This is a genomic window from Streptomyces sp. NPDC107517 (assembly GCF_055582645.1).
Genome location: NZ_JBVJPM010000004.1, coordinates 418,220 through 431,277, shown reverse-complemented (window position 1 = coordinate 431,277; position 13,058 = coordinate 418,220). Strand labels below are relative to the sequence as shown.

The following is a 13,058-nucleotide window of genomic DNA, read 5'->3' as shown; positions in this document are numbered from 1 at the left end:
AGTTCGCGACGGCCGCGGTCAAGGCCTTCGTGCGGCGCGCCGCCGGGCGGCACGGACGCGGCCACCCGCGCCTGCCCGGCCGAGAACCGCGGCGACCTCGCGCGGCCGCGCCACCCTGCCCTGCCAGCCGCCGCCGGCGGGCGGGGGCAGCAGGTGGCCGCGGGTGGCGAGCGCGGAGTGCAGTCCGACGAGGGCGATCGCGCCGAGCGGGACGACGGTGCTGCCGATACGGCGTCTGCGGCGCCGGTGCCGGGCGCTCACAGTGTCGGTTTCGGTGTCGGTGTCGGTGTCGGTGACCATGGCGACCACGGTGCCGCGGGGCCCGCGGTGGCCGACAGCGCGGACGTACTCAGTTACCGGTGAGTACGTCCCGCCGCGTCAGGCCTGGACGACCGTCGCGCCCGGTGCCGGTGACGTCGTGACCCGTACGGAGCGGCAGGTGCCGGACGCCGTGAGGGCGGCGGCCACCGTCTGCGCCGACGCCTCGTCCGCGCAGAGGAACGCCGTGGTCGGGCCCGAGCCGGAGACCAGTCCCGCGAGGGCGCCCGCCGCCGTGCCCGCGTCGAGGGTGTCCTTCAGCGCGGGGAAGAGGGAGAGCGCGGCGGGCTGGAGGTCGTTCGTGAGCGTCGCGGCCAGCGCCGTCGCGTCGCCGGAGCGCAGGGCGTCGAGCAGCGCGGGCGAGGCCTCCGGCTCGGGGACGGCGCGGCCTTCGGCGAGGCGGTCGAACTCCCCGTACACGGCCGGCGTCGAGAGCCCCCCGTCGGCGGCGGCGAACACCCACCAGAACTGCCCGCCCACGTCGAGCAGTTGAAGCTTCTCGCCGCGTCCGGTGCCCAGCGCCGCCCCGCCGACCAGGCTGAACGGCACATCGCTGCCCAACTCGGCGCAGATGCCCAGGAGTTCGTCGCGGGTGGCGCCGGTGCCCCACAGCGCGTCGCAGGCCACGAGCGCGCCGGCCGCGTCCGCGGAGCCGCCCGCCATGCCACCGGCGACGGGGATGTCCTTGTCGATGTGGAGGTGGACGCGGGGCTCGATCCCGTACCGCTCGCCGAGCGCGATCGCGGCGCGGGCCGCGAGGTTCGTGCGGTCGAGCGGGACCTGGTCCGCGCCGGGGCCCTCGCAGGTGAGGGTCAGTTCGTCGGCCGCGGTCGCCGTGACGTCGTCGTGCAGGCCGACGGCGAGGAAGACGTTGGCGAGGTCGTGGAAGCCGTCGGGGCGGGCGGCGCCCACCGCGAGCTGGACGTTGACCTTGGCGGGGACCCGTACCGTCACGCTCACTGCTTGTTCTCCGCGATCCGTGCGAACTCCTCGACCGTGATGGCCTCGCCGCGCGCCTGCGGGGAGACTCCGGCCGCGACCAGGGCGGCCTCGGCGGCGGCGGCCGATCCGGCCCAGCCGGACAGGGCGGCGCGCAGGGTCTTGCGGCGCTGGGCGAAGGCCGCGTCGACCACGGCGAAGACCTCGCGCTTGGAGGCGGTCGTCGCCACCGGCTCGGTGCGCCGGACCAGGGCCACGAGACCGCTGTCGACGTTCGGCGCGGGCCAGAAGACGTTCCGCCCGATGGAGCCGGCGCGCTTCACGTCCGCGTACCAGTTGGCCTTGACCGACGGGACGCCGTAGACCTTCGAGCCGGGGGCGGCCGCGAGGCGGTCGGCGACCTCGGCCTGCACCATGACGAGCGTGCGCTCGATGGTGGGGAAGGTGTCGAGCATGTGGAGCAGGACCGGCACGGCGACGTTGTACGGCAGGTTCGCGACGAGCGCCGTGGGCGCGGGGCCCGGCAGTTCGCGTACGTGCATCGCGTCGGAGTGGACGAGCGCGAAGGCGTCCTTCCTCTGCGGGAGGCGGGCCTCGATCGTCGCGGGCAGCGCGGCGGCGAGCACGTCGTCGATCTCGACGGCGGTGACGTGGGCCGCCGCCTCCAGGAGCGCCAGGGTCAGCGAGCCGAGGCCGGGGCCGACCTCGACGACGTTGTCCTCGGGGGTGACCTGCGCGGTGCGGACGATGCGGCGGACCGTGTTGGCGTCGATGACGAAGTTCTGGCCGCGCTGTTTCGTGGGCCGCACGCCCAGGGCTGCCGCCAGTTCGCGGATGTCGGCGGGGCCAAGCAGGGGGCCCTGGGGGTCAGTGGTGCTCACGGTCTCAGGGTACGGGGCGCCGCGGCCGGGTCCCGACCGGACCGCGGGGCCCCGCGCGGCCCAGGGCGCGCAGCCGGGAGCCCGGGGGAGTGCGTGCCCGGACCCCGTGAGCCCAGAGCCCGGCCCGGCCTCATCGACAGGCCCTACCCGTGCAGGCGGCTCCCGCAGTGCGGCCAGGGGCTCGCGCCGCGCCGCACGTAGAGCTTCTTCGCCCGGTACGTCTGCTCGGAGGCGGACGCGTCCTGGGGCCGGCCGCCGCCGCCCAGGCTGCGCCAGGTCTGTACGTCGAACTGGTAGAGGCCGCCGTAGGTGCCGGTGGCGTCGGTCGCGGCGGCGCGCCCGCCGGACTCGCACCGGGCGAGCCCGCTCCAGTTCAGACTGTCGGCGCCCGCGACGGAGGGCGGCAGCGGCTTGGTGCCGACCTTCACGACCTGGCTGCGCGGCTCGCGCACGACCTCGGCGCTCATGCGGCGCGGCCTCTGCTTGACGCCGTTGACGGTGCGCAGGGCGTAGGTGACGCGGCGGGCGCCCGGGCGGCCCGCCCGTTCGACGACCTCGGTGCCGCGGAACAGGGTCGGGTCCTTGGTGCGCTCGACGGCGTACTCGATGACTTCCTCGCGCACCTCCTTGCTGCCCTTGATCCGCATGACGGTGATCGTCTGCCCGTCGCGCGGGAAGCTGTCCTGCGGCACGGACGTGGTGTCCTGGCCGTGCAGCGAGACGCCCGCCTCGTCCACGGCGTCCCGGACGGTGGCGGCGTTGGTACGGATGGTGCGCTCGCGCCCGTCGGCCATGACCGTGACGCTGCGTTCCGTGCGGACGTCGAACGCGAGGCCGTCGCGGGCGATGCGGCGGGAGCGGGACGTGGAGACGTAGGCGCCCTCGGCGCGCACGCCCAGCTGGTGCAGGGCGCCGTCGACGGTGCCCGCGGTGGTCCACACCCGGCGGCGCTCGCCGTCGATGGTGAGGTGGACGGGCCTGCCGTAGCGCACGGTGACCTCGTCCCCGCCGGCCAGGGCGGTGCCCGGGGCGGGCGCGACGACGTCGTGCGGGCCGACGTCGACCCCCTCGTCGGCGAGCAGCTCGCCGACGTCGTCCGCGAAGGTGTGCAGGGTGCGCGGCCTGCCTTCGACGCTGAGCTGGACCGCCTTGTCGGCGACGACGAACGCGGTGGTGCCGCCGGCCAGGAACGCGACGACGAGGGCCTGGGGCAGCAGGCGCCTGAGGGTCTCGGGCCGGTCGGGCCGTTTCCTGCGCCGGGCCGCCCTGCGGGCCTCGGCCCGCCCCGCGGCCGGGGCGGTCTGGCGCGGCAGCAGCGCTTCGGGCACCTGCCAGGCCGGCTGGGTCTCCATCGACTCGTAGCCGGGGCGGTAGGTGTCCCCGTAAGGCTGCGGGCCGGGCGGTGGCTCACATGTCCCGAGCGCGTCGAGCGTTTCCTGCGGCTCATACGTCCCGTACGGCGAATTGCTCACGACGACGCTCCTGGGTCCGGATCGAGAGAGGAGAACCTAGCCGAGCATCGTCACTCTCCAAAGCATCACGACTACGCTGTGTCGCGCTTCGTCGCCGGCCTCACCCGCCGGGCGTCGTTCCGGGAGGCGGGCCGTTCAGTAGCCGAAGGCGCGGGCCGTGTTGGCGGAGACGGCCGCCGCGAGGGTGTCCTCGTCGAGGCCCTTCACCGCGGCCATCGCGCGCAGCGTGACCGGAATGAGATAGGGGGCATTAGGCCGTCCGCGGTAGGGCGCGGGGGTCAGGAAGGGCGCGTCGGTCTCGACCAGGACGAGCTCGCGCGGGGCGACGGCGAGCGCGTCGCGCAGGGGCTGCGCGTTCTTGAAGGTGATGTTCCCGGCGAACGACATGAAGTAGCCGTTCTCGGCGCAGATCCGGGCCATCTCCGCGTCTCCGGAGTAGCAGTGGAAGACGGTGCGCTCGGGGGCGCCCTCCTCCTTGAGGATCCGCAGCACGTCGTCGTGGGCGTCGCGATCGTGAATCACGAGCGCCTTGCCGTGCCGCTTGGCGATCTCGATGTGGGCACGGAAGGAGCGCTCCTGCGCGGCGATGCCTTCAGGTCCCGTACGGAAGTGGTCGAGTCCGGTCTCGCCGACGCCCTTGACGTGCGGGAGGGCCGCGAGCCGGTCGATCTCCGCGAGCGCCTCGTCGAGGGCCGCGTCGCCGCCGGCCGACCGCTCCCCCTGCCGCGACCAGCCGTCGGGGTCGCCGAGGACGATACGGGGCGCTTCGTTCGGGTGCAGGGCGACGGTGGCGTGCACGCTCGGATGCGCGGCCGCGGTCTCGGCGGCCCAGCGGGACCCGTTCACGTCGCAGCCGACCTGGACGACGGTCGTCACACCCACCGACGCGGCCTTGGCGAGGCCCTCCTCCACCGTGCCCGACTGCATGTCGAGGTGGGTGTGCGAGTCGGCGACCGGCACCGCGAGGGGCGCGGGCAGCGGCGGCGGGGTGACGTCCTTCGAACGGTCAGGGCTCATGCCCCGATTTTACGAAGTCGGGGTCACTGGGGTCGTCGGGGTGCGGTTGCCGCTCAGCCTGTGCTCAGTCGGCGCTCAGTCGGTCTTGCGGTTCTGGAAGGGATGCAGCAGGTCGGAGAGGTGCCAGTGGTGTTCCTTCGCGGGGTGCTCCCCCGCCTGGGAGCCGGGCTCCGTCCCCTCGCGGTGCATCACGCCGAGGATGGACGAGACCCGCCCCGCCCTCATGATCCGTACGACATGGCCGCCGCAGTTGAGGCACGTGGGCCGGGTCAGCGGCGACGGGACCCGCTCGCCGCCCACCACGTACATCACGAACTCAGCGCCGTCGCCGTCGATGTGGTGCTCGATCTCGTAACTCTGTTCCCAGCCGTGACCGCACCGCATGCAGGCGAAGGCGTACGACTCGTGGGCGATGGCTGTGGCCGCGCTCCGGTTGGGTATCTGGGGTGCGGCAGCACCGGCCGGGGTCGGTACGGCGCCTGCGATCTCACTCATGCCTGCTCCTCTTGTCCGCTGGACAAGGCACCTCCGGGCGGGGCATTACATCCACCCTGAAGCGTGGGACGGGTGCGTCCCTTCAACCAGTGGACGCTTCTCCCGGCGCGATCGCATCAGGCCTGTCGACTATTGGATCCGATTTGGCCTTTCCTTATCGGAAGAGGCCCGATGCGCGGCCTGCGCTTTGCTTTTCACGATAGTCCTTTGCCCTCCGATGGGGCGCCCCGAGCGGCATTCTTTGCCGCCACCACCGCATCGAAGACCTCACGCTTGGGCAGCCCCGCTTCGGCGGCCACGGCGGCGATCGCTTCCTTGCGCCGCTCCCCCGCCTCCTCGCGCACCTGCACCCTGCGTACCAGCTCGGAGGCGTCGAGGGACTCCGCGCCCTTCTCCGGGGCGCCCTCGACGACGACGGTGATTTCGCCGCGTACGCCTTCCTCGGCCCATTTCGCGAGTTCCCCGAGCGGGCCCCGCTTCACTTCCTCGTACGTCTTGGTGAGCTCGCGGCACACGGCCGCCCTGCGGTCGGCGCCGAATGCCTCCGCCATCGCGGCGAGCGTGTCGTCGAGGCGGTGCGGGGCCTCGAAATAGACGAGGGTGCGGCGCTCCTGCGCCACTTCCTTCAGCCGGCCCATGCGCTCGCCGGCCTTGCGGGGCAGGAAACCCTCGAAGCAGAACCGGTCGACGGGCAGCCCGGACAGCGCGAGAGCGGTGAGCACGGCGGAGGGACCCGGCACGGCGGTGACCTTGATGTCCCGCTCGACGGCGGCCGCGACGAGCCGGTACCCGGGGTCGGACACGGACGGCATCCCCGCGTCGGTCACGAGCAGCACCCGGGCCCCGCCCACGAGCGCCTCGACCAGCTCGGGCGTGCGGGCGGACTCGTTCCCCTCGAAGTACGACACGACGCGCCCGCCCGGGGTCACCCCGAGCGCCTGCGTCAGGCGGCGCAGCCTGCGGGTGTCCTCGGCGGCGATGACGTCGGCGGCGGCCAGCTCCGTGCTGAGCCGGGGCGGCGCGTCCGACACGTCTCCGATGGGCGTGCCCGCGAGCACGAGCGTTCCGGGGGATTCTGGGCTTGATGTCACGGATCCATCCTCGCAGGGGCGGGGACCGGCCGACTCGGTCGGGCCGCTCACGGGACTCGCACAAGGACGTTCCCTACGATGGCGCGGTGACCAGTACTGCGTCCTCGCCGCACTCGCCCTCGACCAGCGCCCCGCCGGGCCAGAACCCCGGCGAGGGGCGGCAGCCGTCGACGTGGGAGCGCCGGCTGCGGCGGTTCGGGCACGTGGCGCGGCCCAGAGGCGACGTGGGCACGCGGCTCGTGCCGCCGTACGCGCCGCCGTCGTCGCGGCTGTGGGCGACGCTCGGCCTCTCCGACGGTGTGGCGCGGGGCCTGACGCGCTGGTCGGGCTGGCTCGGTCCGCTGCTCGTGACGCTGGTCGCGGGCCTGATGCGGTTCTGGCATCTCGGCAGCCCGAAGGCCGTGATATTCGACGAGACGTACTACGCGAAGGACGCGTGGGCGCTGATCCACCGCGGCTTCGAGGTCAACTGGGACAAGAACGCCAACGACCTGATCCTCAAGAGCGACGGCCACGTGCCGATCCCGCACGACGCCGCGTACGTCGTGCATCCGCCGGTCGGCAAGTACGTCATCGGGATCGGTGAGTGGCTGTTCGGATTCAACCCGTTCGGCTGGCGGTTCATGACGGCGGTGCTCGGCACGCTGTGCGTGCTGCTGGTGTGCCGCATCGGGCGGCGGCTGTTCCGCTCGACGTTCCTCGGCTGCCTGGCCGGTCTGCTGCTCGCCGTGGACGGCCTCGCGTTCGTCATGAGCCGCACGGCGCTCCTCGACTCGGTCCTCGTGTTCTTCGTCGTCGCCGCGTTCGGCTGCCTGGTCGTGGACCGCGACAAGGCGCGCGGGAAGCTCGCTGCCGCGCTCCCGAGGGGTGAGGACGGCGTGCCACGCCCCGACGCGCACATCGCCGAGACGCTGCGCCTCGGCCCGCGCCCGTGGCGGCTGCTGGCCGGCCTGTGCCTGGGTCTCGCCGCCGGCACGAAGTGGAACGGCTTCATCTATGTGGCCGCGTTCGGCATCCTCACCGTCCTGTGGGACGTCGGCGCGCGCCGCGTCGCCGGGGCCCGCCGGCCGTACGTCACCGTGCTCAAGCGGGACCTCGGCTGGGCGTTCCTGTCGACGGTGCCGGTCGCGGTCGGCACCTACGTCCTGTCCTGGCTCGGCTGGATCCTTTCTCCTGCCGACGGGACCGGCGGCTACTTCCGCAACTGGGCGGCGACCGACGGCCGGGGCGGCTCCTGGACCTGGCTGTTCCCCGACTGGGTGCGCAGCCTGTGGCACTACGAGCACGAGGTCTACAAGTTCAACGTGGGGCTCAGCTCCCCGCACATCTACCAGTCGAACCCGTGGAGCTGGCTCGTCGACGGTAGGCCGGTCTCGTACTTCTACGAGTCCCCGATGCCCGGCAAGGACGGCTGCCCGGCCGACGCGGGCGACAAGTGCGCCCGCGAGGTCCTCGCGCTCGGCACCCCGCTGCTGTGGTGGGCGGCGGCGTTCGCCGTGCTGTATCTGCTGTGGCGCTGGTTCTTCCGCCGCGACTGGCGGGCGGGAGCCATCGCGTGCGCCGTCGCCGCGGGCTATCTTCCCTGGTTCAACTACCAGGAACGCACGATCTTCTTCTTCTACGCGGTCGTCTTCGTGCCCTTCCTCTGTCTCGCCGTCGCGATGCTGGTCGGCGCGATCCTCGGGCCACCGGGCTCCGGGGAGCGGCGCAGAGTCGTGGGCGCGGCGGGTGCGGGTGTGCTCGTTCTGCTGATCGTGTGGAATTTCGTCTACTTCTGGCCGATCTACACCGGCCAGGCGATCCCGTTCCACTCCTGGCAGTCCCGGATGTGGCTGGACTCCTGGGTCTGACCTCGGACGACCCGACCCCGCGCAAGCGGTCTCCGTTCGGAAAAGTTCGGACAACATCTGTGCACTCTCGTCACACCGGGCACGGCTGCCGCCTAAAGTTCCCACCGGAACCTGGGGAGGGGACGCAGCATGCGCAAGGGGGCCAAGGCGGCTGTGATCGGCGGGGTGTTCGCCATCATGGTCGGGGGCGCGGGATACGGCGCGTACAACGTGGTGACGGCCGTGACCGATTCGGGCGGATCGAGTACGGCGGGGGCACCCTCGCCGCGCAGGACCGGGCCGCCGACGGCGGACGAGATCAAGGACGTGTCGCAGAAGTTCCTCGCGGCGTGGGCGAAGTCCGACCCGGACACCGCGTCGACGTACACGAACAACGCGGAGTCCGCGCTCACGGCGCTGACCGGCTGGCACGACGACGCGCACATCACGCAGACCACGCTGACGGCGGGGGCGCCCTCGGGGGCCGAGGTGCCGTTCAAGGTGAAGGCCACGGTGTCGTACGAGGGGAAGAAGAAGACCCTCGCCTACGACTCCTCGCTCACGGTCGTACGGGGCCTCAACACCGGCCGGGCGCTGGTCGACTGGCAGGCGGCCGTCGTGCATCCGGACATGCGCAGGGGCGACACCCTCGTCACCGGCGAGGCCTCGGCGCCGCCCATCGAGGCCGTGGACCGGTCGGGCGCCGTCCTGACGAAGGAGAAGTACCCCTCGCTCGGGCCGATCCTGGACCAGCTGCGCGAGAAGTACGGCGACACGGCCGGCGGCCGCGCGGGTGTGGAGACGTACATCCAGCGCGAGAGCGAGGACGCCGGGACCAAGACGCTGCTCACGCTCGTGAAGGGCAAGGCCGGCGAGCTGCACACGACGCTCAGCGCGAGAGCGCAGGCGGCGGCGGAGAAGGCCGTGAAGAGCTTCGACGAGTCGTCCGTGGTGGCCGTGCAGCCGAGCACGGGCCAGGTCCTCGCGGTCGCCAACCACCGCCAGGACGGCTTCAATGCCGCCTTCCAGGGCGAGCAGGCCCCCGGCTCCACGATGAAGGTCATCACCGCGGCGATGCTCATCGACAACGGTGTCGCCTCGGTCAACAGCCCCGCGCCCTGCCCGGACACCGCGACCTGGCAGAGCCAGACCTTCCACAACCTTCCGGGCATGAAGGCCAACGAGGGCGCCAACCTCGCGGACAGCTTCGCGCGGTCCTGCAACACGGCGTTCGTGAAGCTCATCGACGAAAAGCCGCTGACGGACGAGTCGTTGACCCGGGAGGCGCAGGACCGCTTCGGTCTGGGCCAGGACAACTGGAAGACCGGCATCGCGTCGGCGGACGGCAAGATCCCGCCGTCCGGCGGCCCCGACCGCGCGGCCAACGCCATCGGACAGGGCCAGGTCCAGATGAACCCGCTGAACATGGCGTCCGTCACGGCGACCGCGAAGACCGGCGTCTTCCGGCAGCCCGTGATCGTGCCGCGCTCCCTCGACGACCGGGAACTCGCCACCGCCCGCGGCCTCGCCCCCAACACCGCCGCGCAGCTGCAGCAGATGATGCGCCGCACCGCGACGATCGGAACCGCCGCGCAGGTCATGGCGGGTCTCGGCCCCGACATCGGCGCCAAGACCGGCTCCGCGGAGGTCACCGGCCAGACCAAGTCGAACAGCTGGTTCACCGGCTACCGCGGGGACGTCGCGGCGGCCGCGGTCACCGAGGAGGGCGGCCACGGCGGCGACGCCGCGGGCCCGATCGTGGCGGCGGTGCTACGGGCGGGTAGCTGAGGCGCGTCGGGAGCATTTACCCGGACGCCTTAGTCTGAGCCGTCCGTGAGTAACCCAGTGGACCGCGCGGACAAGGCAACGACGGAGGACCGGTGGGCAGCAGAGGCAGGCGACCCGAGCGCAAGAAGGCGAACGCGGCCGTGATCGGCGGCGTGGTCGCCGTCGTGGTGCTCGGCGCCGGAGTCAGCGCCTACGCCCTCTTCACCGGCGACTCGGACCCATCGACCACCGCCGACGACAAGCCCCACGTCAAGACGGGCCCCGTCACCCCGGCCGAGGTCCGCACCGCGGCCGACCGGTTCCTGACCGCGTGGGCCGCGGGCGACACCGCGAAGGCGGCGGCCGCCACGGACGACGCCACCGCGGCGACGGCCGCCCTCACCTCGTACGGCAAGGACGCCCATCTGTCCGGGGTGAAGCTGACGCCCGGGAAGCGCGCCGGGGCGAAGATGCCGTTCGCGGTGTCGGCGACGGTCTCCTACGAAGGGAAGTCGAAGCCGTTCGCCTACGGCTCCGAACTGACCGTCGTACGGCGGGTGAAGGACGGCAAGCCGCTCGTCGGATGGCAGGCGTCCGTCGTGCACCCGGACCTCAAGGACGGTGACCGGCTCGTCACGGGCGCGGCCGGTGACCCGCCGATCAAGGCGACGGACCGCTCCGGGAACGAGCTGACCGCGGCCAAGTACCCCTCGCTCGGCACCGTCATCGACGGGCTGCGCGAGAAGTACGGCAAGAAGGCCGGCGGCACGGCGGGCATCGAGCTGCGCGTCGTGCACAAGGACAGCGGCAAGGAGAGCGAGCACACGCCCGACAAGACGCTCGTCACGCTCTCCGAGGGCACGCCCGGCACGCTGCGCACGACGATCAGCCCGACGTCGCAGGCCGTCGCCGAACGCGAGGTCGCCAAGCGGGAGAAAGCCTCGGTCGTCGTCATCAAGCCGTCGACCGGAGAGATCCTCGCGGTCGCCAACTCCCGTCCCGAGGGCTTCAACACGGCCTTCCAGGGCTCCCTCGCGCCCGGCTCCACGATGAAGATCGTGACGTCGTCGATGCTCCTGGAGAAGCACCTCGCGGGCGTCGACAAGAAGCACCCGTGCCCCAAGTACGTGACGTACGGCGGCTGGAAGTTCCAGAACGACGACAAGTTCGAGATCAAGGACGGCACGTTCCGCGCCAGCTTCGCGCGCTCGTGCAACACCGCCTTCATCAGCCAGGCCAAGAAGCTGGACGACGGCGACCTGACGAAGCAGGCGCAGGAGGTCTTCGGGCTCGGCCGCGACAACTGGTCGATCGGTGTGCCCAGCTTCGACGGCGCGGTCCCGGTGCAGTCGCAGGCGCAGATGGCGGCCTCGCTGATCGGGCAGGGCGGGGTGCGGATGAACCCGCTCAACATGGCGTCGGTCGTCGCCACCGCCAAGACGGGCGAGTTCAAGCAGCCCTACCTCGTCTCGCCCGAGGTGGACCACCGCACGCTCGCCACGGCCTCCCGCAAGCTGTCGCCGTCGACCGTGAGCGCCCTGCGCGACCTGCTGCACTACACGGCGGTCGCCGGTACGGCGGTCGAGCCGATGTCGGGGCTCGGCACCGACATGGGAGCGAAGACCGGTTCGGCGGAGGTCGACGGGCAGAAGAAGCCGAACGGCTGGTTCACGGCCTGGCGCGGCGACCTGGCCTCGGCGGCGGTCGTCCAGCAGGGCGGCCACGGCGGTGACTCGGCGGGTCCCGTGGTGCGGCAGATGCTGCTCGCGGGGGACTGACGGCGGGCGCTGACGGCGGGACCGATACCTGGTCGCGTGGCGGGTACACGGAGCGCTACGGTGCGGCCATGAGCACCTCGGAATCCGCTGCATCCGCCACCGCCGCGCACCCCCGTTTCGCCGAAGCCCTCGCGGGGCTGGGCCTGGCCGACGTACTCCCGCTCGTCCGGCGCTTCCCGGAGGCGACCAGGACCGCGCAGGAGGCGGCCGCCGCGATCGGCTGCGAACTCAGCCAGATCTGCAAGTCGCTGATCTTCGCGGCATGGGGGTCCCCCCTGCTCGACCGCAGTCGAGAGCTTGGGGGAGGGGTGCCGGTACTCGTCCTGATGGACGGTTCGTCGCGGGTGGACGTGGAGCTGGTCCGGCGCGAGCTGGGCGCCGAGAAGGTCACCCGCGCCAAGGCGGACGTCGTGCGCGCGACGACCGGATACGCGATCGGCGGCATCCCGCCCTTCGGACACCTCACCAGGACCCGCGTCCTCGCCGACCGCTCGCTCCTGGACCACGACACCGTGTGGGCCGCCGCCGGCACCCCGTACGCCGTGTTCCCCATGGACCCCAAGTCGCTGATCGCACACGCCGGAGCGGCCCTCGTGGACGTGCGCGAGAGCGCTCAGTGACGCCACTGGTCGCGGCGGCCGTGCTCCTGGCGGCCGTCATGCACGCCAGCTGGAACGCGATCGCCCACCACATCACGGACAAGCTGGTCGGCTTCACGCTGATCTCGGGCGGCGGCGCGCTGATCGGGCTCGTGTGCGCGCCGTTCGTGCCGTTCCCGCACGCCGCGTCCTGGCCGTATCTGATCCTCTCCGCGCTCCTCCACGTCGCCTACTACGCCCTGCTCATGCGGTCGTTCAAGCTCGGCGACTTCGGCCAGGCGTACCCGATCGCGCGCGGCACGGCGCCGCTCGTGGTGACGGTGCTCGCGGCGGTGTTCGCGGGCGAGATCCCCGACGGCTGGCAGGCGGCGGGCGTCGCGGTCTCGTGCGCGGGCCTGACCGGGCTCGCTCTGTGGGGCATCCGGGGCTCGGGGCGCAGGCCCGACTGGGCGGCCGTGGGGGCGGCGGTCGCGACGGGCGTGTCCATCGCCGCGTACACCGTGGTGGACGGCCTCGGCGTGCGCGCCTCCGGGAACTCGCTCGGCTACATCGCGTGGCTGATGATGCTCGGCTGCCTCGGCGTCCCGGTGTACGCGGCCTGGACGTGGCGCGGCGAACTGACCGCGCGCCTGCGGCCGTTCGCGGCGGTCGGGCTGGTCGGCGCGGTGCTGTCCGTGTCCGCGTACGGGCTCGTGCTGTGGGCGCAGACGCGGGCGGACCTCGCCCCGATCTCGGCGCTGCGCGAGTCGTCGATCATCGTGGGCGCGGCGATCGGGACGGTGTTCTTCAAGGAGCGCTTCGGCACGCCGCGGATGGTGGCGGCGGGGCTGATGGTGGCGGGGATCGGGCTGATGCTGCACACCACGGGCTGA

General features: G+C 72.4%; 12 protein-coding genes. 5 read left to right on the top strand and 7 right to left on the bottom strand.

Translation table 11 applies throughout. The annotated features are described in order from the left end of the window. Positions 1–18: 18 nt before the first annotated feature. From ACZ67T_RS12795 to rsmI, 7 genes are all read right to left on the bottom strand, one after another. Positions 19–300, bottom strand: a complete 282-nt coding sequence (locus tag ACZ67T_RS12795; protein ID WP_469983582.1) for a hypothetical protein — start codon at positions 298–300, stop codon at positions 19–21. Positions 301–378: 78 nt separating this feature from the next. Beyond that, on the bottom strand, positions 379–1,278 hold the full coding sequence (locus tag ACZ67T_RS12790) for a 4-(cytidine 5'-diphospho)-2-C-methyl-D-erythritol kinase (RefSeq protein WP_469983580.1): 900 nt from the start codon (positions 1,276–1,278) through the stop codon (positions 379–381). Then, entirely contained in the window at positions 1,275–2,138 is an 864-nt protein-coding gene (gene rsmA / locus ACZ67T_RS12785) for a 16S rRNA (adenine(1518)-N(6)/adenine(1519)-N(6))-dimethyltransferase RsmA (RefSeq protein ID WP_469983578.1), read from the bottom strand. Before rsmA ends, ACZ67T_RS12790 begins: the two co-directional genes overlap by 4 nt. A gap of 143 nt (positions 2,139–2,281) precedes the next feature. Beyond that, positions 2,282–3,610, bottom strand: coding sequence for a ubiquitin-like domain-containing protein (locus tag ACZ67T_RS12780; RefSeq protein WP_469983577.1), 1,329 nt, complete (start codon positions 3,608–3,610; stop codon positions 2,282–2,284). A 135-nt stretch (positions 3,611–3,745) separates the two neighbouring features. Beyond that, entirely contained in the window at positions 3,746–4,627 is an 882-nt protein-coding gene (locus ACZ67T_RS12775; protein ID WP_469983576.1) for a TatD family hydrolase, read from the bottom strand. 75 nt (positions 4,628–4,702) lie between these two features. After that, a complete protein-coding gene (locus ACZ67T_RS12770) occupies positions 4,703–5,122 on the bottom strand; it encodes a hypothetical protein (protein WP_469983574.1) in 420 nt (139 codons plus the stop codon). A 194-nt stretch (positions 5,123–5,316) separates the two neighbouring features. Continuing rightward, positions 5,317–6,213 (bottom strand): 16S rRNA (cytidine(1402)-2'-O)-methyltransferase, encoded by an 897-nt coding sequence (gene rsmI / locus ACZ67T_RS12765; protein ID WP_469983572.1) that lies wholly within the window; start codon positions 6,211–6,213, stop codon positions 5,317–5,319. Between the two features lie 86 nt (positions 6,214–6,299). Here rsmI and ACZ67T_RS12760 point away from each other — a divergent pair, with 86 nt between their 5' ends. The 5 genes from ACZ67T_RS12760 to ACZ67T_RS12740 all read left to right on the top strand — a co-directional run bounded on the left by ACZ67T_RS12760 (position 6,300) and on the right by ACZ67T_RS12740 (position 13,058). Then, positions 6,300–8,063, top strand: a complete 1,764-nt coding sequence (locus ACZ67T_RS12760) for a dolichyl-phosphate-mannose--protein mannosyltransferase (RefSeq protein WP_469983570.1) — start codon at positions 6,300–6,302, stop codon at positions 8,061–8,063. A 129-nt stretch (positions 8,064–8,192) separates the two neighbouring features. Then, positions 8,193–9,830, top strand: a complete 1,638-nt coding sequence (locus ACZ67T_RS12755) for a penicillin-binding transpeptidase domain-containing protein (RefSeq protein WP_469983568.1) — start codon at positions 8,193–8,195, stop codon at positions 9,828–9,830. A gap of 92 nt (positions 9,831–9,922) precedes the next feature. After that, positions 9,923–11,587: a penicillin-binding transpeptidase domain-containing protein gene (locus ACZ67T_RS12750; protein ID WP_469983567.1), complete on the top strand. Its 1,665-nt coding sequence runs from the start codon at positions 9,923–9,925 to the stop codon at positions 11,585–11,587. Positions 11,588–11,655: 68 nt separating this feature from the next. Beyond that, entirely contained in the window at positions 11,656–12,207 is a 552-nt protein-coding gene (locus ACZ67T_RS12745) for a YbaK/EbsC family protein (protein WP_469983566.1), read from the top strand. Beyond that, a complete protein-coding gene (locus ACZ67T_RS12740; RefSeq protein WP_469983565.1) occupies positions 12,204–13,058 on the top strand; it encodes an EamA family transporter in 855 nt (284 codons plus the stop codon). The genes ACZ67T_RS12745 and ACZ67T_RS12740 overlap by 4 nt, the downstream gene beginning before the upstream one ends.